Raw genomic sequence first — 22,081 nt, forward strand, 5'->3', positions numbered from 1 at the left:
ATGGCCAGACGTACTGCCACCCGCCCGACCCCAACCGCCCCCGTCCAACCCCGTCGCTATCCCGTCACTGGTCTGTTTCGTCGCCTGGGGGCCTGGCTGTATGACGCCCTGCTGGCCGGTGCCGTCCTGCTGCTGGCCGGCTTGCTGGGCTATGGCCTGGCCTGGCTGCTGCAGCTACTCGGTGTGGTGAAGACAGGCGACAGCAGCCTGGGTGACTGGCTGTCACACCAGACGCTCTACAGTGTTTACCTTGGGCTGGCGCTGTGCGGCTATTACCTGTGGTTTTGGTGTCGCACCGGCCAGACCCCCGGCATGAAGGCCTGGCACCTGCGGCTGCAGCGGCCGGATGGCCGACCCCTTGGCCTGTCCCAGGGGCTGATCCGGCTGTTCACCGCCGCCTTCGGCCTGGGCAATCTGCTGGCGCCCTTCGATCATCAGAGCCGCGCCTTTCAGGACATCTGGGCGGAGAGCGAGATGGTGGTGGATGATGGCAGCGAGGCTAAGCCCGCCGCCTGAGCATCTTCACCGCGATGGCCAGGAACAATAGGCTGGGGACGAAGGCCCCGGCCACCGGGGGCACATCGTAGACCAGGCTGAAGGGCCCCAGCACCTCGTTCACCACATAGAACAGAAAGCCCAGTATCACCCCCATCATGATGCGGGCCCCCATGGAGACGGAGCGCAGCGGACCGAACACGGTACTGGCGGCCAGCAACATCATGGCGATGACGGCCAGTGGAGCGGCCGCCTTGCGCCACAGCGCCAGCTCATAGCGATCGGCGTTCTGGCCATTGCTCTTGAGATAGCGCACATAGTCCAGCAGCCCCTTGGCAGACAGTTCATCCGGCGAGATGGCCACCACCCCCAGCTTCTTCGGCGTCAGCTGACTGTCCCAGCGGGCCGTATCCAGATGCACCGTATGAATGGCCTCCGGCAATGAGAAGCGGGTCTCCTCCACCTGATCCAGCCGCCAATGCCCCTGTTCATAATGTGCCGAGGCCGCCCGGGTGACCGTCTTGAGCTCCTGCCCGTCATCGAACTGGTATCGTGTCACCTTGGCCAGGCTGCCATCCCGATACACTACCCCCACATGCACAAAGTCATTGCCTTCCCGGGCCCAGACGCCGTAGGACGAGGCGGTGATCTGGCCGCCGGAGACCGCATTGGCCTTGAAGTCCTTGGCCTTGAGCTCGGAGTAGGGCACACCGTACTCCCCCAGCAGGATGAACAGCACCATCACCGGCAGCACCGTCTTGAGCACGGCGGTGACGATATTCAGCCGCGAGCGTCCCGCTGCCTGCAGCACCACCAGCTCACTGCTCTGGGCCAGCTGGCCCAGGCCGATGACGCCCCCCAGCAAGGCACCCATGGGGAAAAACGTCACCAGGTGCTGGGGCAGGCCCATCAGCACATAGAGCAGCGCATGCAGGGCATCAAAGTTACCCTCCCCCACCTGGCGCAGCTGCTCGACGAATTTGATCAATACCGAAAGACCGGAGAGGGTCAGGGTACACAGCAGTATGGCCAGCACCACACTGCGCCCCACATAGCGATCCAGAATGCCGTAGATCATGCGCCGACCCCTCCCTTGACCCGCAGACGCAGTGCCTGCCACCAGCGAGTGCCCCCCAGATTAAGTGGAATGGCAAACAACAGCAGATAGACCAGCGGCACGATGAACAGCCCCGGCATGGCCGGCAGGGTGCCGCGCTCCATGGCGGAACGGCCGGCGGAAAGCAGCAGGTAATAACTCAGGTAGAGCAAAATGGCCGGCAGCAGCTTGGCATAGCGCCCTTGCCGTGGATTCACCTGGGCCAACGGCACCACGATAAGGGTCAGCACCAGGATGGAGATAGGCAGAGAGATACGCCACTGCATCTCGCTCTTGGCCTTGGGATCCTCACTTTCGGCGAGTTTTTGCCAATCCAGGCTCGAAACCTCCTGACGGGCATCCTGCTCTTCCTGGCCCAGCGGGATCCAGGCGCGATACTGCTCGAACGAGGAAATGTTAAAGCCATCCCCCTTGAGCGGCGCGGCATAGCGATGGCCATCTTGCAGGGTGACCCAGCGCAGGCCATTGTCGTCACTGCTCAGGCGACCGTTATTCGCCACTATGATGGCCGGCCCCTGTTTGTCGGTGGCCTGCTGCAGCACGAAGATCCGCTCCAGATCCTTGCCCTTGTCCTTGAGCTCGTCGACGTACACCACCAGCTTGCCGCTGTTGAGGGACAAGAAGCGCCCCTCCTCAATGGCGGTGAAGCTGGGATCGCGCTTGGCCCGCTCCAGCAGGTCGATCTGCTGCCGTTGCGCCCAGGGCGCCAGCCAGAAGGTGTTGCCGATAGCCAGCACGCCGGTCAGCAGGGCCAGCAGCAGTGCCGTGCTCATGATGTAACGCGGCCCCAGCCCCAGAGCCTTGAGCACCGTCATCTCGCTTTCGGCGTACAGGCGGCCATGGGCGAACAAGATCCCGACAAACAGGCTGATGGGCAGCATAAGCAGCGCCATGTTCGGCACGTTCAGCATCATCAGTTCCGTCACCAGCTGGGTGGGAATGGAGCCCTTGACGGCCTTGGAGAGTACCCGGATGAAATTCTGACTCATGAAGATCATGAGCAGAATAAACAACACCGACAGCTGGGTTTTGAAGGTTTCTTTGAACAGATACCGGAAGACGATCACGCTGGCCTCTGGGAAAACTTGTAACTTTAGTGAAAACGCTAAAAAATACGGGCGAAAAATAGATTTTTGCCTATTTAGCAAATTTTACCCATCCACTGCATCAAGGGATGCGCATCTGGCGGTGGCCACATTATCAGCCAAAGCGCCTCCGTTGTCTGCAAGACCGAGGAGTATTCATGGAGTTCAGCGTAAAGAGCGGCAGCCCGGAGAAACAGCGCAGCGCCTGTATCGTGGTGGGCGTTTTTGAGCCCCGTCGCCTCTCGCCGGTGGCGGAACAGCTGGATAGGATCAGCGACGGTTACCTCAGCTCCCTGCTGCGCCGCGGCGATCTGGAGGGCAAACCGGGCCAGATGCTGCTGCTGCATCAGGTACCGGGTGTGCTGTCCGAACGGGTGCTGCTGGTGGGCTGTGGCAAGGAGCGGGAACTGGATGAGCGCCAGTTCAAGCAGATCGTCCAGAAGACCATCAGCACCCTGAACGAAACCGGCTCCATGGAAGCGGTCTGTTTCCTCACCGAACTGCACGTCAAGGGCCGCGACACCTACTGGAAGGTGCGGCAAGCCATCGAGACCACCCAGGCCGGCCTGTACAGCTTCGATCAGTTTAAGACCAACAAGGCCGAGCTGCGTCGCCCCCTGCGCAAGCTGGTATTCAACGTGCCGTCCCGCCGCGAGCTGCCGTTGGGTGAGAAGGCCATCCAGCACGGTTTGGCCGTGGCCCAGGGGGTCAAGGTCTGCCGTGACGTGGGCAACATGCCGCCCAACATCTGCACCCCGGCCTACCTGGCTTCCCAGGCCCGTCGCCTGGCGGACGCCTGCCCCAACATCACCACCAAGGTGATCGGCGAGCAGCAGATGGCCGAGCTGGGCATGCACTCCTACCTGGCGGTGGCCCGCGGCTCGGACAACGAGGCCATGATGTCGGTGATGGAATACAAGGGCCATCCCACCGCCAAGCCGATCGTGCTGATCGGCAAGGGCTTGACCTTCGATGCCGGCGGCATCTCCTTGAAGCCTGCCGATGGCATGGACGAGATGAAGTACGACATGGGCGGCGCCGCCTCCGTGCTGGGCACCTTCCATGCCCTCTCCGCCCTCAAGCTGCCCATCAACGTGGTGGGGATCCTGGCCGGGGCCGAAAACATGCCCGATGGCAAGGCCTATCGCCCGGGTGACATCCTCACCTCCATGTCCGGCCAGACCATCGAAGTGCTCAATACCGATGCCGAAGGCCGGCTGGTGCTGTGCGATGTGCTGACCTATGCCGATCGCTTCGAGCCCGAGTGCGTGGTGGATATCGCCACCCTCACGGGCGCCTGCGTCATCGCCCTGGGTCATCACACCACCGGGCTCTTGGCCAACCACAACCCCCTGGCTCACGAGCTGCTGGGGGCCGGGGATCTGGCCGGTGACAAGGCCTGGCGCCTGCCCCTGTGGGACGAATACCAGGAGCAACTGGAAAGCCCGTTTGCCGACATGACCAACGTGGGTGGTCGCCCCGGTGGCGCCATCACAGCCGCCGCCTTCTTGTCACGCTTTGCCAAGAAGTACAACTGGGCCCACCTGGATATCGCCGGCACCGCCTGGAAGTCCGGCAAGGACAAGGGCGCCACCGGCCGCCCCGTGCCCCTGCTGACCCAGTTCCTGCTGGGCCGGGCAGAGGACGGTACCGAGGAGTAACGGCGGCAACCGGCCGCCTAAGCCCAAGGAGTCTCATGCAACAGGCACAGTTCCACATTCTTGCCGATACCACCAGCCTGGCCGATGCCAGGCTGGCTTGTCTGCTGGCTACCCAGGCGTATCGGGCCGGCCAGACGGTGTTCATCCTCGCCCGGGACGAATCCCAGGCCCACTGGCTGGATGAAACCCTCTGGCAGCAGGACCCGGACAGCTTCGTGCCCCATGCCCTGCAGGAGGAAGCCGGCGCCCAGCAGGCACCGGTGGAGATAGGCCATCAGCCGCCCCGCCGCCCGCGCAACCTGCTCATCAACCTGCAGCCGGAGGCACCGGCATTTGCAGGACGCTTCCCTCAGGTGATAGATTTCGTTCCCGCAGAAGAATCCCTTAAACAGCTGGCCCGAGAGCGCTACAAGCAGTATCGCGCCGCCGGCTTTACGCTGGAGATGGTTCAGCCCGGCTGACCTCCCGCCCCAAGAGACAGGATTAGAATGGAAAAGACCTTCAACCCCAGCGCCGTCGAACAGGCGCTCTATCAACATTGGGAGTCCCAGGGCTACTTCAAGCCCAGTGGCGACAGCCGTCAGGGCAACTACTGCATCATGATTCCGCCGCCCAACGTCACCGGCAGCCTGCACATGGGCCACGCCTTCCAGCAGACCATCATGGACGCCCTGATCCGCTATCAGCGCATGCTGGGCAAGAACACCCTGTGGCAAGCTGGCACCGACCACGCCGGTATCGCCACCCAGATGGTGGTAGAGCGCAAGATTGCCGCCGAAGAAGGCAAGACCCGCCACGACTACGGCCGGGATGCCTTCATCGACAAGATCTGGCAATGGAAGGAAGAGTCTGGCGGCACCATCACCCGGCAGATGCGTCGCCTGGGCACCTCGGTGGACTGGGATCGCGAGCGCTTCACCATGGATCCGGGCCTCTCCCGCGCCGTGCAGGAGGTGTTTGTCCGCCTGTATGACGAGGATCTGATGTACCGCGGCAAGCGCCTGGTGAACTGGGATCCCAAGCTGCACACCGCCATCTCCGATCTGGAAGTGGAGAACAAGGAAGTGAAGGGGCACATGTGGCACCTGCGCTATCCCCTGGCCGACGGCGCCCAGACCAATGAAGGCAAGCATTACCTGGTGGTGGCCACCACCCGTCCGGAAACCATGCTGGGCGACACCGCGGTGGCGGTGAACCCGGAAGATCCCCGCTACAAGGCGCTGATCGGCCAATTTATCGAGCTGCCCCTCACGGGCCGCCGCATCCCCATCGTCGGTGACGAACACGCCGACATGGAGAAGGGCACCGGCTGCGTGAAGATCACCCCGGCCCACGACTTCAACGACCATGAGGTGGGCAAGCGCCACGCCCTGCCCATGATCAACATCTTCACCCTGGACGCCCACATCCGCGCCCAGGCCGAGGTGTTTGACTCCAGCGGCCACCCCAGCACCGCCTACGACGCCGCCCTGCCGGCCCAGTATGCCGGTCTGGAGCGCTATGCCGCCCGCAAGGCCGTGCTGGCGGATCTGGAACAGCTGGGTCTGCTGGAGGAGACCAAGGATCACGTGCTGCAGCAGCCTTACGGCGATCGCGGCGGCGTGCCCATCGAACCCATGCTCACCGACCAGTGGTACGTGCGGGCCGGCGTGCTGGCCAAGCCCGCCATCGAGGCGGTGGAAGACGGTCGCATCCAGTTCGTGCCCAAGCAGTACGAGAACATGTACTTCTCCTGGATGCGCGACATTCAGGACTGGTGTGTCTCCCGTCAGCTGTGGTGGGGTCACCGCATCCCCGCCTGGTATGACGAGACCGGCAAGGTCTACGTGGCCCGCAACGAGGCCGAGGTGCGCGCCAAGTATCAGCTGCCCGCCGATCTGCCCCTGCGTCAGGACGACGACGTGCTGGATACCTGGTTCAGCTCCGCCCTGTGGACCTTCTCCACCCTGGGCTGGCCGGAACAGACCCCGGATCTGACCACCTTCCACCCCACCGATGTGCTGGTCACCGGCTTTGACATCATCTTCTTCTGGGTGGCGCGCATGATCATGATGACCATGCACTTCATGAAGCACGAAGATGGCTCGCCTCAGGTGCCCTTCAAGACCGTCTACGTCACCGGCCTGATCCGGGATGAAGAAGGGCAGAAGATGTCCAAGTCCAAGGGCAACGTCTTGGATCCGCTGGACATGATCGACGGCATCAGCCTGGACAGCCTGCTGGACAAGCGCACCGGCAACATGATGCAGCCGCAGCTGGCAGAGAAGATTGCCAAGCGCACCGAAAAGCAGTTCCCCGAGGGGATCGAGGCCCACGGCACCGACGCCCTGCGCTTCACCCTGGCGGCCCTGGCCAGCACAGGCCGGGACATCAACTGGGACATGAAGCGCCTGGATGGCTACCGCAACTTCTGCAACAAGCTGTGGAACGCCAGCCGCTACGTGCTGATGAACACCCAGGAGCACGACTGCAGCCCGGCAGCGGCCGCCGACTACAGCCTGGCGGATCGCTGGATCCAGGCCCAGCTGCAGCTGACCATCCGCGAGCTGACCCAGGCCATGGAGAGCTACCGCTTCGACCAGGTGGCCGCCAGCCTGTACGAATTTATCTGGAACCAGTTCTGCGACTGGTACCTGGAGCTGACCAAGCCGGTGCTGTGGCACGGCACCCCAGCCCAGCAGCAGGCCACCCGCCATACCCTGGTGACGGTACTGGAAACCCTGCTGCGCCTGGCCCACCCGCTGATGCCCTTCATCACCGAGGAGATCTGGCAAAACGTCGCGCCCCTGGCCGGTGTCGGCTTCAAGGAAGGCGACAGCCTGATGCTGCAAGCCTATCCCCAGGTGGATGACAGCAAGCTCGACGAGGTTGCCCTGGCGGATCAGGAGTGGGTCAAGCAGTTCATCATCAGCATCCGCAACATCCGCGCCGAGATGAACGTGGCCCCCAGCGTGCCCCTCACCGTGCTGCTCAAGGCTGATGCCCAGGACGCCCAGCGCGCCGCCACCAACGAAGCCAGCCTCAAGGCCCTGGCCAAGCTGGAGTCCATCACTGTGCTGGGCGAAGGGGATGCCGCTCCCGTGTCGGTCACCAAGCTCATCGGTGCCACCGAGCTGCTCATTCCCATGGCTGGCCTCATCGACAAGGATGCCGAGCTGGCACGGCTGGACAAGGAGCTGGCCAAGCTGACCCTGGAGTGCGGTCGCATCGAAGGCAAGCTGGGCAACGAGGCCTTCGTGGCCAAGGCCCCCGAGGCGGTGATCGCCAAGGAGCGCGAGAAGCTGGCGGACTATCGCCTGCAGCTGGACAAACTCAAGGAGCAACAGGCCACCATCGCCAGCCTGTAACGCTATCTGTGAACCACGACACCCCCGCCCATGCGGGGGTGTCGCTTATTGCCCCCCACCACGCCCCATGCACTACACTGGCAGAAGATCGGTGCAGCCGGCCCAAGTTGCAAGGAGATACCCCATGCCCACCTTTCGTTCCCTGCGCACCCAACTGCTGACCCTGCTAGGCGTGAGCCTGTTGCTGCTGCTGTTGGTGGCCCTGCTTGGGCAACACTTCCTCAGCCGGGAGTTGACCGCCTATCAGCGCCTGCTGCAGGGCCCCATGGCGGCCGCAGCCCTGGTGGATGAGGCCAACCTGCAGTTCAAGATCCAGGTGCAGGAATGGAAGAACGTCCTGCTGCGGGGCAAGGATCCCGCCAACCTGCAGAAGTACTGGTCACAGTTTGAGGAGCAGGAGGCCAAGGTGGACGACAAGCTGCAAGCCTTGGCAACACTGGCCGCTGAGCTGCAGGATACGGCCTTAAGTCAAGCCATCGCCAGCTTGCGCCAGGAGCACCAGACCCTGGGCCAGGCCTACCGCCATGGCAAGGCCGCATTTGAAGCCGCTGGTGCCGATCCTTATGCCGGCGACAAGGCGGTCAAGGGCATAGACAGGGCGGCCAGCGAGCAGATGAGCCAGTTGGTGGACAAGTTGCACCAGCAAGCGATGCACCTTAGTCAGCAAAGCCAGCAAAGTGCCGATACCATGGTGCGCGTAGGGCTAAGCCTGCTGCTGCTGGCGGCCGTCGCCATCGTCCTCGTCAGCCTCTGGCTGCTCAGCCGCCAGGTGGTGGCCCCCTTGCAACGGTTGACCCACTACCTGACCCGGTTAAGCCAAGGGGAGATACTCTCGCCCTTACAACTGCACCGTCAGGATGAGTTGGGACAACTGACCAGTGCCGCCAATCGCCTGCGAGGCTTCTTGCAGGAGACGCTGGATCACTTGCAGCAGAGCCACGACGAGCTGGAGCAAAGCAGCCTGACCCTGGGCAGCATCTCCAGTCAGCTGACCGGAGGGACTCAGGATCAGCTGAGCCGCACCGACATGGTGGCCACCGCCATGCACGAGATGACGGCGACCGCCCAGAACGTGGCGGACAATGCGGCGCAAGCCGCCGATGCCGCGGATCGCGCCGATCAAGCCTCCCGCGAGGGCGACGGCATGATGCAGCAGACTATCGCCACCATCAGCCAGATGAGCCAGGAGATCGATCAAAGCGCCGACGTCATCCGGCGGCTGAGTGAGGAGAGTCGCCGCATCATTACCGTGCTGGAGGTGATCCAGACCATCGCCGAGCAGACCAACCTGTTGGCGCTCAATGCCGCCATCGAAGCCGCCCGGGCCGGCGAGCAGGGCCGCGGTTTTGCCGTGGTGGCAGATGAGGTGCGCACCCTGGCCCGCCGCACCGCCGACTCCACCGCCGAGATCAACAAGATCATCGAGCAGATCCTCGGCAGCACCCAGGATGCGGTACAGGCCATCAGCAGCAGCCAACAGCTGGGCAGCCAAGGGGTGGAGCGGGTCACGCAGGCCGGTCAGATGTTGCGCCGCATCGGCGAGGCCATCAGCGACATTCACGGCATGAACCAGCAGATCGCCACGGCGGCCGAACAACAGACGGCGGCGGTGGAAGACATCAGCCATAACCTGGTGGACATCAAGACGGTAGCCACCGAGATCCAGCAACAAGCTCTGCGCACCCAGCAGGCCAGCGGCCAGCTGCACCAAAACTCTCAACGGTTAACTACAGTCGTAGAGCGCTTCAGACAATAAGGACACCCCAGCATGGCCCTACCGCCTGTCAAGGAGGAACAGAGTCCCACCGGCTCGGCCTCGCCGAGCAGCCCCTTGCATCTGCCGCTGTTTGGCTTGGCCATGTTGCTGTTGATAGGGCTTAAGTTGGCACTCCCTTTCGATAAGGACATCAACAGCGGCCTGGCCATCTTGGTGACCATAGGCCTGCTTTGGCTGACCGAGGCCATCCCCCTCACCATTACCGCCCTGTTGGTGCCAGTGCTGGCGGTGCTGCTGGGGGTATTCCCCCTCAAGGAAGCCTTGAGTGAGTTTGCCAATCCCATACTGTATTTGTTCCTAGGAGGCTTCACCCTGGCAGCCGCCCTCGCCCACCAGGGACTGGATACCCTGCTGGCCCAGCGGGTACTCCAACTCGCTGGCGGACGCCTGGATGCGGGCGCCCTGCTGCTGTTTCTCATTACGGCAGGTTTGTCCATGTGGATCAGCAACACAGCCACCACCGCCATGATGATGCCACTGGCCCTAGGCTTAGGCCATCGACTGGACCCCGAGCAGGACAGACCCACGCTGGTGTTTTTATTGCTGGGGGTGGCCTACAGCGCCAGCATAGGCGGCATAGGCACCCTGGTGGGCAGCCCGCCCAATGCCATCGCGGCCGCTCAGCTCGGGATGAGCTTCACCGATTGGCTGCTGTTCGGTCTGCCGGTGGTGCTGCTGCTGTGGCCGGTGGCCATAGCGCTGCTTTGGTGGGGGCTCAAGCCTAGACTCAGGGTTCGTTTTGAGCTGGAACCCATGCCCATGGTCTGGACCCTGGGACGTCGCCTCACCCTGCTTATCTTCGCCTTGACGGTGCTGGGCTGGATCTTTTCCGCCCCGCTGGCCGCCTGGTTTGGCGGCATCGCCCAGTTTGACTCACTCATTGCCCTGCTGGCGGTGGTCGCCATCGCCGTCAGTGGCGTGGCCCGTTGGCAGGACATCAACCAGGCCACCGACTGGGGGGTGCTGTTGCTGTTCGGCGGTGGCCTGACCCTGTCGGCCGTGCTGAGCCAAACCGGTACCAGTGCCTTCCTGGCCGATCAGATTGCCCTGGCGCTGCAGGGCGCCCATCCCTTCGCCATCTTGCTGCTGCTGGCAGGCTTCGTGGTGTTCCTCACCGAGCTGACCTCCAATACCGCCACCGCCGCCCTGCTGATCCCGCTGTTCATCTCGGTCGCCGTCCCCCTGCAGGTCTCCCCCGTGGTGATGGCTGTCCTGATCGCCGTCGGCGCCAGTTGTGCCTTCATGCTGCCGGTGGCCACGCCCCCCAACGCCATCGTGTTTGCCAGTGGCTTCATCCGTCAACGAGAGATGATGCAGGTGGGACTGAGGTTAAATCTGGTGTTCTCCGTGCTGCTGGCCTGTCTGGCCTATTTTGTCGGCGATGTACTGGCCTGACACCGGCTCAGGGTGAACCGGATCATGCTTCTGGGCAAAAAAGCGCCGCCAGGGTCGTAGCGCCCCTAAGGCTTTGGGTATGCTCCGTTTTATTTTGCCCGGAGAGCCCATGTTTGCCCGAGTGATTGCCCTGATGCTGCTGACCGTCGGTGCCTTGTCAGCTGCCGAATTTCCCTCGCTGGACAATCTGTGGCAACAGACCCAAGAGGCCGCCCTCCATGGCCCTGTCATCCTCAAACTCGAAGATCAGGCCACCTTGCGTCTGCCGTCCGGCTACGAATACATACCCCAACCGGAAGCCACCCGCTGGCTTCAGGCCATCGGCCAGCAAGGAGACAGCCGCTTGCTCGGGCTGATACTGTCCGATAAGCAAGAGCAGGACTGGATGATCCGGGTCCGCTTGTATCGCGATGGGTATATTTCCGGTGATGACGCCAAACTGAATGCTGATGGCCTCTTGATACGACTGCAGCACAACACGCAACAACGTAATGCCAAACTCGGCGAGGGCGACACCCGTCTTGAGATAGCGGGCTGGCTCACCCCCCCTCGCTACAATACCGAGCGCCATCAGCTGATCTGGGCCGCCGACATGTTTCAACAACGGGAAGAGGATAAGGTGGCCTTGGCGGCCCATGTGTCTGCCCTGCTGCTGGGACGGGAGGGACGCCTGCATTTTCGCCTGATTACAGACCACAACCGGCTAGATGAACGTCTTCCCCTGCTGCAGGAGCTACTCAACCAGCTGCAGTTTAACGAAGGAAAGCGGTATGAGGATGCCTCGCCGACGGATCCTCGTAGTAACACCGATCTGGCCACCCTGGTCGCCGGCCCGGCTCAGCCCCAGGGCGACATCATCAAGCAGATCAGCCAGCTTGGTGTTTGGCGCTTGCTACTCCTGCTGCTGCTGGCAGTCATTCCCATCGCCTTGCTGACCCACAGACGCAGCCGCTTCCGCCTATCCGGCTCATTAAGCTCAGGCAACCTGCCGCCAGACCCGCTATAACCAAAGAAGACAGACAACGTGGAGGCGGCGTATGAGCGGCTGCTGGCTCCAACCCCGAGGACAAGACCTGATCAATGCCATTCGTTGGCTAAGTGATCAGCATCGCCATGACCTGTTGGCCATTGAGGAGGCCGCACTGCGCTTTGACCTCTCTCCCTGTGATGAGGAGTTTTTACTGCAACATTGCCGCGAATCAGCGCCCCAGATGCCACCGTCTCAGTGACGTGCCACCAAAGAGCGGCTGTTCTTGTCTAGGTACTGCACCGTGGGCAGCCCCAGCACCTTGTCAAACAACATGGGCATCAACACCTCAGGACGGGAGTCATTAGCGTTCCACAGCATCACCAGACCCACATCCTGTTGGGGTAGAAAGCCCAAGCGAGCCCGCACCCCCGACAGACCGCCGGCGTGAAAAATCATGGGATACTTGCCGTCATACTGGAAGATACGCCACCCCAGGCCATACATGGGCCGCTTGACCCGGGTCTGCCGCCACTTGGAGGTCCACCCCTCCTTGGGCGAGGCCACTATGGGCCGGGTCAGCTGAGCCATGACCTGAGGCGGAATCACATCCGGCCTATGCCCCATCACCGCCAGCAGGTACTTGCTCATGTCATCAATGGACGCGTTGATCCCGGCCGCAGGCATCACCTCGTAGTAGGGCTGGGTAACCGGGCGCACCCGCCAGCCCCCCTTCCCCAGCACATGGGCCATGGCATGGTTCGGATTGTTCAGCAGATGCCAGCGGCTACTGCCCGCATCCTGCATCCCCAGCGGACGGAAAATCTGATGGATCAGCAAACTGGTATAGGGCCGGCCGGTGGCCTTGCTCAACACATCCCCCATGGAAGAATAAAGGATGTTCTGATAACCAAAACAACTGCCGATGGCGCAGCTGGGTTTGAGCTGTTGCAGCTTGTTAAACACGGTGGTGTAGGGTTGCCCCGCTTCTAACAGGCTGTCATTGGCGTTATGCGGCAGCCCGCTGGTATGGGAAAGCACGTTACGCAGGGTCAGGCGATTGTTGCCGTCATAGCGTAGCCGAAAGCCGGTCAGATAACGATTCAACGGGTCCTGCCACCGGATCTGCCCCTGTTGGGCAGCCAACCCAGCCAGCACGGCGGTAAAGGTTTTAGACACGGAGGCAACGCGAAACAGGGTATGGCGATCCACCGGATTGCGTTTATCCACCCGGCCGACGCCCAGGGTCTTGACATAGACTACCTTGCCATCCGCCACCACGGCCAAGGCCGCCCCCGGGATGTCGAACTGATCGAATATCCGCACCACCTCTCGGTCAAACCAGGGCAGGTAAGCCTGCACCGGTTGAGCCTGAACCAAGACGCAACTTGTAGTCAAAAACAGCAAGACGATAAGACGCAAACGCAACCAAAGTAACTGCATGGAATAACCCCAACACCATGTCACGGCGAGCACGGGGCGCATTGTGGCAGAGGGCATTGACATCGCCAAGCCACGCCACCGCGGCAGTGATAAAAATAGTTAACCCAGGGGCGACAAGCCAACTCAGAGTGGCTAATCTCCTTTATTCTTGGTTTGAATCTCTAGGCTTTACATTAGGAGTCCGCCCATGAAAATCATCGCCCTCATGACTAGCGTGCTGCTGCTCGGATCGCTGTCCTTGTCCGCTGCCCCGCAAAAAGACACTTGGAAACCGGATGGCAAGCCTTCTGCTAACTGGGATGATAGGGAATACGACTGGTGGCAACATAACTGTCTGGATCTGAGCATTGGCGATGCCCGCATCAGCCTCAACAACTGCGACGCCTACGATAAGAAGTACCGTGATCATTACAACCGCAGCGTGAACAGTGGCAACAATCCTGGCAAGGGCCACGACAAAGGCAATAAGAAGCACTGAAGCAGTAGCACTGGACAGCAAGCCAAGCTGTGGGTAGATTAGCGCCCGTCACTGGGGAGTAGCCTCCCGCGCAGGGCTAAGGCCCCCGCGGGGCGCATATCAACAGACTTGGCCCACAGGCCATGGTATGCGCGACACTGGTTTGGCAAGACCTTTGACCATGACACCACCGATTAAGGCCGGGGTGGTGGCTTGGTCTTTGGTTTTTCCGGCCAGGATAAAACACTATGGATGCTTTTCTCGTTCCCACCGGGATCGTTGCCTTGGCCGAGGTGGGCGACAAGACCCAGTTGCTCGCCCTCGTGCTGGCGGCCCGCTTTCGTCGACCTCTGCCCATCGTCATGGGCATTCTCGTTGCCACCTTACTCAATCATGCCCTGGCCGGTGCCGTAGGGCAGGCCCTGACCACCTTGATAGGACCGGAAGCATTACGCTGGTGCTTGGGTATCTCCTTTTTGTTGATGGCTGGCTGGACCCTGATCCCGGACAAGCTGGATGAGGAAGAGACTCAGCTCAAGGGACGCTGGGGCGTTTTCACCGCCACCCTAATTGCCTTCTTTATCGCCGAAATGGGTGACAAGACCCAGCTCGCCACCGTGGCCCTGGCCGCCCAATATGCCAACTTCTTGGCGGTGGTGGCCGGCACCACGGTCGGCATGCTGTTGGCGAATGTCCCTGTGGTGTATCTGGGGGAAAAAGCCGCCAAGGCCATTCCCCTCAAACTGGTACACGGTCTGGCGGCACTGCTGTTTGCCCTATTGGGTCTGATGATCCTGTTCCGAGTCGACCGCCTGCTTTAACCCGTGACTCGGCCCGAGTATTTCGTATTTCACCATATGAAAATGGTTTCAGCGGCAATAAAAAGCGTATGATGAACCGTGACGTAGCCTCGGCAATGTGCCGGCTTGTCATGACAACACCGTAAAGACCCCAATTTAGGCGACCTCATGGTCGCCTTTTTTTAGAACCGCCAGCGGTATTCCATGCGGATCTGCTCTGTCGACAACTGCAACTGCCATTGCTGGCTATTATCCAGACTCTCGAAGCGCAGCCTTATCTTGTTTCCCTGTAGCCGTAATGAGGTGAACCCAAAGCCACTACGGATGTTGAGTTCCGGTCTGGCCCGCCGCCAGGACCAGCCCTCTGGCGCAGCAGCGGGCTGCCACGTCACGCTCCCGACCGGAGAAGATAATCCGCCACTCGCCGGCACCACAGATACCCGGGTGGGTAAGGTCAACCAGACTTGCGAGGTTAAGGGAACCGGGCCGAGAGGTAATTCGGTCCAGGGGGGTACAGGCTGTCCCTGCTGCTGAGCCAAGCAGCCATTTGACACCAAGCAAAACAGGCAGAGGAGGCTGCCAATCCGGCCCCATACCATGATGCCCACTCCCGTTTTTCATCCCTATCTTGGGTCTAGCAGGTTCCCGCCAAATTGCGCGCTTAATCCCGCATTTTAATCGTGAGAGTTGCCGCCCACGGAGAGCCCTTCTGAAAACGTAACCATCTGAATGAATGTCACATTTTGATGGATTTACCATGAAGGGAGTCCAAGAGCCTTCTAGAATGGGTCTTTCGCCGCAACCAGGATCTCCTCATGTTTAAGCTTAAGACCTTGTCAGCTATGACTCTTGGCGCCATGTTGACGTTGCCAGCCCAGGCAGCCTCCGTGGCCGATACCCCGTTGTACTTGAATATTGATCAACAAGCGGTCAACGATGCCTTGCGTTTGCAACCCTCTGGCTCGGCCCAGTTCAAGGTTACCACCCGCCTGGAAAAGGGTACCTATCAGATCCAAATTGCCGATAAGGCCCGTAGCTGTGGCACGACCTTCGGTCCTGAGGCCAGCAAGCCGCTGCCTTTTGGCACGCCTAACACCATGAGTGCCTGCGCCAAAGACGGTCATTTCAAACTGCGTGTACTGCTGGCAGGGGATTATGACTTCACCCTGGACAATGGTAATCCGCAGGCCCCTACCCTCAAGGTGCTGCGCGCCACCAAGAAGGGCGCATTCAAGCGTCAACCTCCGGCAGTGGACTGTGCTAGTTGGGATGGCAAACCCGTCACCGTCAGCGTCGCCAAGACTTGGCCGAACGGCACTCTGCTGCGTGACGCCTACTCAGGTCAGACCGCCAAAGTCGTTGGTGGCAAGATCACCATGACCCCAGCCCCTCATAGTGAAGGTGTGCTGTTGCTGGAAGAGGCCAAGCCGACCGCCAAGGCGGCCTTCACCTGGGACAACGCCATCGTCTACTTCATGCTGACCGACCGATTCAACAACGGCGACCCCAGCAACGACAACTCATTCGGCCGGCAAAAAGATGGCAAAGACGAGATCGGCACCTGGCATGGCGGCGACTTCAAGGGGATCACCCAGAAGCTGGACTATCTGAAGGATCTGGGAATCAATGCCATCTGGATCACCCCCATGGTGGAACAAACGCATGGCTATATCGGCGGCGGCGCGGACAGCAGCTTCCCCTTCTATGCCTATCACGGCTACTGGGCGCTGGACTTCACCAAGATAGATCCCAACTATGGCGACGAAGCGGCCCTCAAAACCATGGTGGATGAAGCCCACAAGCGAGGTATCCGTGTCCTGCTGGATGTGGTCATGAACCATACCGGTTATGCCACCCTACCGGATCTTCAGGATCTGGGACTGGAATCGCTGGCACAAAACACACAAAGTCTGCCGGCGCGCTGGGCAGACTGGCGCCCCAAAGGCAAGTATGAAGGTTGGGGCAGCGTATCCCAGTTCTACAACTATCAGTCCCCTGACTGGGTAAAATGGTGGGGGCCTGATTGGGTTCGCGCTGAGCTGCCTGGTTATCCAGCACCGGGCACCGGTGACATCACTGGCTCTGTCGGCGGCCTGCCTGACTTCAAGACCGAATCCACCCAATATGTGGATCTCCCCTATTTCCTCAAGCACAAGGCCGATACCAATGCCAAGTCTCTGCCTAATGCTACCGTGGTGGACTATCTGGTGAAGTGGCATACCGACTGGGTGCGCAAGTTCGGCATTGACGGCTTCCGTGGCGACACCGTCAAACACGTGGAACCCAAGGCGTGGGCCAAGTTGAAGGCTGCCGGCACAACGGCCCTCAAAGAGTGGAAAGCTGCGAATCCAGGCAAGAAAATTGACGATCTGCCGTTCTTCATGGTCGGAGAAGTATGGGATCACGGCATGGCCAAGGACTTCTGGTTCGATAATGGCATGGACTCCATCATCAACTTCGACTACCAGCGGGATGCGCTGGAATTTGCCCAATGCATGAGCAACGTTGAGCCGACCTACGTGAAGTACGCTGGCACCATCAACAAGGATCCGAACTTCAACGTGCTGAGCTACATCTCCTCCCACGATACCAAGCTGTTCTTCGGCGACTATCAGGATGTGGCGCTGCAGCGACGGGCCGCCAACAGCTTCATGCTGCTGCCAGGTGGTGTTCAGATCTACTACGGTGACGAATCCGGCCGTGGCTTGATGAAGGATGGCGGCGTGTTTGACCAGGCGATCCGTTCAGATATGAACTGGAGCGAGCTGGCCAGCGGTGAAAAGGCCGAACTGGTTGCCCACTGGCAGAAGCTGGGGCAGTTCCGCCAAGCGCACCCCGCCGTGGCCGCCGGCAGCCATAAGAAGGTGAGTGACAAGCCTTATGCCTTCGTCCGCCAGAAGGGCAAGGACAAGGTACTGGTGGTGTTTGCTGGCCGTCAAGGTTAAGTCCATCAGCCTGCTGACAAGACCGCTGCCTGGCAGCGGTCTTTTTTTATTCAAATTGGCAAGGGTTATGCTTATTGAAATGGGAACGCCAAGCAACTGTCAGCCACAAGGCGAGGAGGCAATGATGGACTTCGAACTGGCTAACCGCCAGCTGCAGGCCACCTGCGGCGCGCTAGGCGCCAGCTTCGTGCTGGATGAGGCAGAAGGAGAATACCGTGCCACCGTGGTCTGCGGCTCCCGTTGGTGGAACCTGATCATGCCGCAACATGCGGACGAAGCGAGCTGGCAACAACAACTGGGCCTGTTGCGGCACCGAACAAGTTGACAACAGGCTGGGCCCAAACGAAGCAAGGTGCAAATGTTACCATTTGCACCTTGCCAATCTGCGAAAAAAAACGAGCGGTTTACTCTTCGAAGAAGGTACCCCAGCCGTCGTAATCCACACCAAAGCGGGTGCATACCGGCAGCAGTTGACCGATCTCATCCATGATCCGCTCCGCCTCCAGCGCCCCTTCCGACACGGCATCACAACAAAAGATGGGCGACCCGTCGTCCAGTTCCATCTCCTCGGCATCGGTCAGCTCAAACCCCAGCTTGAACAGCTCCACCGCCAACTTCTCCAGTCGGTTAAAATCCCGACAGGCAAAATGGTGCTCTATGGTGTAAACCGCCTCGGGGTTGCTGCCGTCGGATAACAGCTCATCAATGATGGCATCCGTCTCTTCGCGCCAATCCTGCAAATTCTCACTCATTGCCTGTTCCTTGTCTTAAAGGGTGGCCAGCTTCTCGGCCGGCAGCGCCAATTCGGCATTGCGATTGACCGCAATCCCCCGACTCAACACCAGGCGAGCGATATCCTGAGCCTCAGTCAGTGAGTGCATGACGAAGGTGCCACACTGATATTCGTTCAGCTCCGGGATCGCCGCCTGATCGGTGACCTGAAGGACATCTTCCATGGCCTGAGTCCAGGCGGCAGCCACTCGGCCCTCTTCCGGCTGACCGATGAGGCTCATGTAAAAGCCGGTGCGACATCCCATGGGAGAGATGTCGATGATCTCCACCCCATCCCCATTCAGGTGGTCCCGCATGAAGCCAGCAAACAGATGCTCCAGGGTATGGATGCCCTTTTCGCTGAGCAGCTCCTGGTTCGGTCGACAAAAACGCAGATCAAAAACGGTGATGGGATCCCCGTGTGGGGTGGTCATGGTCTTGGCGACCCGCACCGCCGGCGCCTGCATGCGAGTGTGGTCAACGGTAAAACTATCTAGCAACGGCATTGGATGTCTCCTTGGAGTGACAGTCGGGGGGACGGCGCCATTTTACAGGTCATCCTTGCATTGGCGATACTGGGCACCATAACGTCGCGCCCGCTCATCCACCTTACGAGCCGTCTTCATCAGCCAGGCCTTACTCCTGTAAGTCCCGCGTTGAAAACCGCCCCAGCCTTCGTGGTAGTTGAGATACTGGTTATAGGCATCCCACTTGGAGATACCATTGACCTTCTGGGTTTTGGCGGTATACCAGCCCATGAAGTCGATGGCATCGGCAAAATTATCCCGGGAGGCAAACCAACGTCCCGCCTCCTTGGTGTAGTCATCCCAGGTTTCGTCTTTGACCTGAGCATAACCAAAGGCGGTACTGGGCCGACCGATAGGGATAAACAGAAAATAGCGCATGGGCGGCTTGGCATCATGCCGGAAACTGGACTCCTGGTACATCATGGCCATGGGCACCTGCAAAGGTGTGCCCCAGCGATCAGTCATGTCTTGTGCCGCCTCCAGCCAACCACTCTTCTGCCGGAAGATGGCACACAGATCCTCCTGGTTGCTGGGCGGCGAGGTATTGCTACAAGCCACCAGCCACAAAGAACCGACCACCAACAACAGCTGTCTCACCTTGCTCTCCTGCACAAAACAGCAAGGGGCCGACAATCGGCCCCTTGCTAACCATCATAAAGGCCTAGATGGCTTCTTCATTCTCTTCGCCGGTACGGATGCGCACTATGCGCTCCACGGCGGTAACGAAAATCTTGCCGTCACCAATCTTGCCGGTATGGGCACTCTTGGTGATGGCCTCAATGCTGCGCTCCACATCATCGTCGTTCACCACCAGCTCCAGCTTCACCTTGGGCAGGAAGTCGACCACATATTCGGCACCACGGTACAGTTCGGTATGCCCCTTTTGGCGACCAAAGCCCTTGACCTCGGACACCGTCATGCCGCTGATGCCAATCTCACCCAACGCTTCACGAACATCATCCAGCTTGAAGGGCTTAATGATGGCTTCAATTTTCTTCATGATTTTCTCCTTGCCAGCGATTTGTCTCAGGCGGTTGCCAGGCCATCCATGCTGCCCGGGTGCCGCTTGCCCAGCCCTCATAGTTGGGGCCACGGCGAATGGATCAGGGGGTTATCATAATGAAAGACAAGGGCCCGCACCAGAGATGCGGGCCCGATTGCGAGGCAGATCCACTACCGCTGCTATTGCGTACAGGCCGGCAGCTGGGTTGATGTGATACCAGGGTCATAAACATAGATGCAACCGGCGAACAGCGGACCACTCTGATCTGCAGGCACGGCCTTAGTCAGAGGATTCGGTGAGACTGTATAGCCAGTGGGAGTATTACTGGTGGTCACACTCAAGGTCTTACCCTTGGTGACGTTACAGGTGATCGGTCGATAGGAGCTGGCGATGGCGCCACCCAGGCTACAGTTGGAGCCATTGGTAAAACTCGCCGTGATAAGATCGAACGCCTTGTTGTTACCATTACTGTCACACACATCCACGGCACCGTTCTTGCGTTTGTAGCAGAACAGCTTGGCGGACACCGACACCTCATCATCTTCTATGGTCTTGTCCTTGATGGTGAAGTTCAGCGAGCCGGTCACCTGGTGGGCGCTGTCGTACACTGCCACCGGCCACTCGGCCTTATTGTCCTGGAAGGGCGAGATGCCGGAGTTGGCCTGGTAGGCCACCGCATTCACCTGCAACGCCTGCTCATTGCCACTGGTGTTCTTGGTTTCCAGCAGGGGCGTGGTATAGCCGCGGCGATAGACGCCATAATAGTCGGCCACGTCACTGTCCAGTGTCTTGATCAGCTCGCTGGAGACGGTGAGATAACTGTCCAACGACTTGGGCATGGTCACAGTGCTGCTAACACTCCAACGCGCCAGCATGGTCATGTTGATGTCGTAAAATGGCACCTTGGTGAGAAAGTTCTCTGCCGAGGTATCCACGGTCGCCAGCCAGTCCGCCGACATAAAATCCACAAAGATACCCCGGGCAATCAGCTGTAAGGGCGTACTACCGGCGGATCGCACCAAGGCGGTGCTGGTATCCCCGCCACTGACGGCATTGGTGGCCAGCCAGGTGGGGAAGTTCGACACGCTGAAGGTCGAACCTATGCCAGACGGCCAGTTCAGGGTGTCCTTCTGCCAGTCCACATAGCTCTTCACCACGTACTTGACGTAGTTCTGATAGCTCTGCTGGTTGTTGCTGTCGCTCAGAAACTCAGAGCTCACCACCACCAGCTGCAGCAGATTCCAATCTGGCATCGGCTTATAGTAGCCATTGATGCGCAGCAAGCGACAGGCATCCAGGTAGGGTCCACTGGTCACCGCCGTCAAGCTACTCCCAGCATACTTGTACTTGGCTGGCGAACGGTTGATGGGATTAAAGTAGTCGGCGAAGTCGGTGCCGGAGCTGGTGCCGCCATCGAAGTGATCCTCACAACAGATGTCACACAGATCAGACTGTTGATTGCTGTTGGAGGTGCCGGTGGTTTTGTCCTTGTAGTCGCCCTCCTGCCAGTAGAGCAGGCCATTGCTCACCGCCACCGGCTTGGCCGGCAGCTGCCGTTTGGCAGTACCGTCGATGGAGCATTCACAAGACAGGGTCAAGGAGTCCGCCAGCACCTGCTTGCTGCTCTGTTGGTCGTAAGTCACCGTCTCGAACTGCACCTGGATGCTGCCGCCGCTGTTGGATACCTTCGGCAACGGCTTGGTGGTTTCCTGCTTGACCCCTTGGGCCACGTCTATGGTGATGGCCACCACGTCCGGCGCCACCCCTGGGGTGTAGGTGACCTGTGGGGATTCGCCCGAGCCGCCAGAACCCGTCATCAGCTCCTTGTCGGTGGTTTGCTGGGGAGAAATCACCCCTGCCAGGGCCAGGCTGCGGCTTTGTCCCTCTCGATCCGTCCAGGCCACCGAGACAATCACATCTTTGAACTCCGGCAAGGCACTGGCTGGCGTCGTCAAAAACCTGTCTGTCACATCCCACGACAGGGTGAAGGTGGTCAAGCCCAAGGTATGGCTACCTGCACTTAACTGGCCTCCGGTATTGTCGCCGATATCCTGATAGGCCAGCTGCCCAGTCGTGGTGGATAGGGTATCGAAGACCCGCAGGTCCTCCAGCTTGCTCTGGGCTAGCAGGATGGCACTCTCGCGACTGCCAGCCTCCCCTTCCGTTTTCAGATACAGGCTCTGCAGCTTGATCAACGCCGCCGCACTGACCGCGATGACCACAAAGGCCACCATGACCTCAATGAGGCCAAATCCTGTTTGCCGGTTCGCCCTGTTCATCATTGCTTCCTC

The 22,081-nt window shown here is 60.1% G+C and carries 21 protein-coding genes and 1 riboswitch; of the genes, 12 read left to right on the forward strand and 9 right to left on the reverse strand.

The window, feature by feature from the left end; genetic code table 11:
• A complete protein-coding gene (locus ABD847_RS10625; RefSeq protein WP_345012791.1) occupies positions 1-516 on the forward strand; it encodes an RDD family protein in 516 nt (171 codons plus the stop codon).
• Here the strand turns inward: ABD847_RS10625 and lptG are convergent.
• Together lptG and lptF are read right to left on the reverse strand one after the other, a co-directional pair.
• Positions 500-1,570: an LPS export ABC transporter permease LptG gene (gene lptG / locus ABD847_RS10630; RefSeq protein ID WP_345013019.1), complete on the reverse strand. Its 1,071-nt coding sequence runs from the start codon at positions 1,568-1,570 to the stop codon at positions 500-502. The genes ABD847_RS10625 and lptG overlap by 17 nt on opposite strands.
• The gene (gene lptF / locus ABD847_RS10635) at positions 1,570-2,679 is read right to left on the reverse strand and encodes an LPS export ABC transporter permease LptF (RefSeq protein ID WP_345012793.1); all 1,110 of its coding nucleotides are present in this window, start codon (positions 2,677-2,679) and stop codon (positions 1,570-1,572) included. Before lptF ends, lptG begins: the two co-directional genes overlap by 1 nt.
• 176 nt (positions 2,680-2,855) lie before the next feature.
• Between lptF and pepA the strand changes: the two genes are divergently transcribed.
• The 7 genes from pepA (at position 2,856) to ABD847_RS10670 (ending at position 12,106) form a co-directional block, all read left to right on the forward strand.
• Positions 2,856-4,358 (forward strand): leucyl aminopeptidase, encoded by a 1,503-nt coding sequence (gene pepA / locus ABD847_RS10640; protein WP_345012795.1) that lies wholly within the window; start codon positions 2,856-2,858, stop codon positions 4,356-4,358.
• 35 nt (positions 4,359-4,393) lie between these two features.
• Complete coding sequence (locus tag ABD847_RS10645) at positions 4,394-4,819, forward strand: DNA polymerase III subunit chi (RefSeq protein WP_345012797.1); 426 nt, start codon at positions 4,394-4,396, stop codon at positions 4,817-4,819.
• A 27-nt stretch (positions 4,820-4,846) separates the two neighbouring features.
• Entirely contained in the window at positions 4,847-7,705 is a 2,859-nt protein-coding gene (locus ABD847_RS10650) for a valine--tRNA ligase (RefSeq protein ID WP_345012799.1), read from the forward strand.
• A 124-nt stretch (positions 7,706-7,829) separates the two neighbouring features.
• Positions 7,830-9,461 (forward strand): methyl-accepting chemotaxis protein, encoded by a 1,632-nt coding sequence (locus ABD847_RS10655; protein WP_345012801.1) that lies wholly within the window; start codon positions 7,830-7,832, stop codon positions 9,459-9,461.
• 102 nt (positions 9,462-9,563) lie between these two features.
• Positions 9,564-10,877 carry an SLC13 family permease gene (locus ABD847_RS10660; protein WP_345013021.1) on the forward strand — a complete coding sequence of 438 codons (1,314 nt, stop codon included), beginning with the start codon at positions 9,564-9,566 and terminating at the stop codon, positions 10,875-10,877.
• 109 nt (positions 10,878-10,986) lie between these two features.
• A complete protein-coding gene (locus ABD847_RS10665; RefSeq protein WP_345012803.1) occupies positions 10,987-11,883 on the forward strand; it encodes a DUF2167 domain-containing protein in 897 nt (298 codons plus the stop codon).
• 31 nt (positions 11,884-11,914) lie between these two features.
• A complete protein-coding gene (locus tag ABD847_RS10670) occupies positions 11,915-12,106 on the forward strand; it encodes a hypothetical protein (protein WP_345012804.1) in 192 nt (63 codons plus the stop codon).
• Here ABD847_RS10670 and ABD847_RS10675 read toward each other — a convergent pair.
• Positions 12,100-13,287 (reverse strand): serine hydrolase domain-containing protein, encoded by a 1,188-nt coding sequence (locus tag ABD847_RS10675; protein WP_345012806.1) that lies wholly within the window; start codon positions 13,285-13,287, stop codon positions 12,100-12,102. The two genes, ABD847_RS10670 and ABD847_RS10675, sit on opposite strands and share 7 nt — an antisense overlap.
• 187 nt (positions 13,288-13,474) lie before the next feature.
• Between ABD847_RS10675 and ABD847_RS10680 the strand changes: the two genes are divergently transcribed.
• Both ABD847_RS10680 and ABD847_RS10685 read left to right on the forward strand, forming a co-directional pair.
• Positions 13,475-13,765 carry a hypothetical protein gene (locus tag ABD847_RS10680; RefSeq protein ID WP_345012808.1) on the forward strand — a complete coding sequence of 97 codons (291 nt, stop codon included), beginning with the start codon at positions 13,475-13,477 and terminating at the stop codon, positions 13,763-13,765.
• A gap of 41 nt (positions 13,766-13,806) precedes the next feature.
• A riboswitch (yybP-ykoY riboswitch) is annotated at positions 13,807-13,984 on the forward strand.
• 8 nt (positions 13,985-13,992) lie between these two features.
• Complete coding sequence (locus ABD847_RS10685) at positions 13,993-14,565, forward strand: TMEM165/GDT1 family protein (RefSeq protein ID WP_345012810.1); 573 nt, start codon at positions 13,993-13,995, stop codon at positions 14,563-14,565.
• Between the two features lie 161 nt (positions 14,566-14,726).
• Here ABD847_RS10685 and ABD847_RS10690 read toward each other — a convergent pair whose 3' ends face one another.
• Positions 14,727-14,936, reverse strand: a complete 210-nt coding sequence (locus ABD847_RS10690) for a hypothetical protein (protein WP_345012812.1) — start codon at positions 14,934-14,936, stop codon at positions 14,727-14,729.
• Between the two features lie 423 nt (positions 14,937-15,359).
• Between ABD847_RS10690 and ABD847_RS10695 the strand changes: the two genes are divergently transcribed.
• Both ABD847_RS10695 and ABD847_RS10700 read left to right on the forward strand, forming a co-directional pair.
• Positions 15,360-17,489: an alpha-amylase gene (locus ABD847_RS10695; RefSeq protein ID WP_345012814.1), complete on the forward strand. Its 2,130-nt coding sequence runs from the start codon at positions 15,360-15,362 to the stop codon at positions 17,487-17,489.
• Positions 17,490-17,613: 124 nt separating this feature from the next.
• Positions 17,614-17,814, forward strand: a complete 201-nt coding sequence (locus ABD847_RS10700) for a hypothetical protein (protein WP_345012816.1) — start codon at positions 17,614-17,616, stop codon at positions 17,812-17,814.
• Between the two features lie 79 nt (positions 17,815-17,893).
• Here ABD847_RS10700 and rraB read toward each other — a convergent pair whose 3' ends face one another.
• The 5 genes from rraB to ABD847_RS10725 all read right to left on the reverse strand — a co-directional run bounded on the left by rraB (position 17,894) and on the right by ABD847_RS10725 (position 22,069).
• Complete coding sequence (gene rraB / locus ABD847_RS10705; RefSeq protein WP_345012818.1) at positions 17,894-18,241, reverse strand: ribonuclease E inhibitor RraB; 348 nt, start codon at positions 18,239-18,241, stop codon at positions 17,894-17,896.
• A gap of 15 nt (positions 18,242-18,256) precedes the next feature.
• Entirely contained in the window at positions 18,257-18,766 is a 510-nt protein-coding gene (gene luxS, locus ABD847_RS10710) for an S-ribosylhomocysteine lyase (RefSeq protein WP_345012820.1), read from the reverse strand.
• Positions 18,767-18,808: 42 nt separating this feature from the next.
• Positions 18,809-19,384 carry a transglycosylase SLT domain-containing protein gene (locus tag ABD847_RS10715; RefSeq protein WP_345012822.1) on the reverse strand — a complete coding sequence of 192 codons (576 nt, stop codon included), beginning with the start codon at positions 19,382-19,384 and terminating at the stop codon, positions 18,809-18,811.
• A 64-nt stretch (positions 19,385-19,448) separates the two neighbouring features.
• Positions 19,449-19,787 (reverse strand): P-II family nitrogen regulator, encoded by a 339-nt coding sequence (locus ABD847_RS10720; protein WP_345012824.1) that lies wholly within the window; start codon positions 19,785-19,787, stop codon positions 19,449-19,451.
• Between the two features lie 182 nt (positions 19,788-19,969).
• Positions 19,970-22,069, reverse strand: a complete 2,100-nt coding sequence (locus tag ABD847_RS10725; protein WP_345012826.1) for a type IV pilus modification PilV family protein — start codon at positions 22,067-22,069, stop codon at positions 19,970-19,972.
• Between the last annotated feature and the right edge of the window lie 12 nt (positions 22,070-22,081).

The organism is Pseudaeromonas paramecii (genome assembly GCF_039540575.1).
Taxonomy (GTDB): domain Bacteria; phylum Pseudomonadota; class Gammaproteobacteria; order Enterobacterales; family Aeromonadaceae; genus Pseudaeromonas; species Pseudaeromonas paramecii.

Bases quoted from the DNA above. Each gene is read 5' to 3' on its own strand.
- pepA (WP_345012795.1), top strand. From the start codon at position 2,856: ATGGAGTTCAGCGTAAAGAGCGGCAGCCCGGAGAAACAGCGCAGCGCC.
- ABD847_RS10655 (WP_345012801.1), top strand. From the start codon at position 7,830: ATGCCCACCTTTCGTTCCCTGCGCACCCAACTGCTGACCCTGCTAGGC.
- ABD847_RS10700 (WP_345012816.1), top strand. From the start codon at position 17,614: ATGGACTTCGAACTGGCTAACCGCCAGCTGCAGGCCACCTGCGGCGCG.
- ABD847_RS10675 (WP_345012806.1), bottom strand. From the start codon at position 13,287: ATGCAGTTACTTTGGTTGCGTTTGCGTCTTATCGTCTTGCTGTTTTTG.
- ABD847_RS10685 (WP_345012810.1), top strand. From the start codon at position 13,993: ATGGATGCTTTTCTCGTTCCCACCGGGATCGTTGCCTTGGCCGAGGTG.
- ABD847_RS10725 (WP_345012826.1), bottom strand. From the start codon at position 22,069: ATGAACAGGGCGAACCGGCAAACAGGATTTGGCCTCATTGAGGTCATG.
- ABD847_RS10670 (WP_345012804.1), top strand. From the start codon at position 11,915: ATGAGCGGCTGCTGGCTCCAACCCCGAGGACAAGACCTGATCAATGCC.
- ABD847_RS10665 (WP_345012803.1), top strand. From the start codon at position 10,987: ATGTTTGCCCGAGTGATTGCCCTGATGCTGCTGACCGTCGGTGCCTTG.
- ABD847_RS10625 (WP_345012791.1), top strand. From the start codon at position 1: ATGGCCAGACGTACTGCCACCCGCCCGACCCCAACCGCCCCCGTCCAA.
- ABD847_RS10645 (WP_345012797.1), top strand. From the start codon at position 4,394: ATGCAACAGGCACAGTTCCACATTCTTGCCGATACCACCAGCCTGGCC.
- ABD847_RS10695 (WP_345012814.1), top strand. From the start codon at position 15,360: ATGTTTAAGCTTAAGACCTTGTCAGCTATGACTCTTGGCGCCATGTTG.
- rraB (WP_345012818.1), bottom strand. From the start codon at position 18,241: ATGAGTGAGAATTTGCAGGATTGGCGCGAAGAGACGGATGCCATCATT.
- ABD847_RS10720 (WP_345012824.1), bottom strand. From the start codon at position 19,787: ATGAAGAAAATTGAAGCCATCATTAAGCCCTTCAAGCTGGATGATGTT.
- ABD847_RS10680 (WP_345012808.1), top strand. From the start codon at position 13,475: ATGAAAATCATCGCCCTCATGACTAGCGTGCTGCTGCTCGGATCGCTG.
- luxS (WP_345012820.1), bottom strand. From the start codon at position 18,766: ATGCCGTTGCTAGATAGTTTTACCGTTGACCACACTCGCATGCAGGCG.
- ABD847_RS10650 (WP_345012799.1), top strand. From the start codon at position 4,847: ATGGAAAAGACCTTCAACCCCAGCGCCGTCGAACAGGCGCTCTATCAA.
- ABD847_RS10660 (WP_345013021.1), top strand. From the start codon at position 9,564: ATGTTGCTGTTGATAGGGCTTAAGTTGGCACTCCCTTTCGATAAGGAC.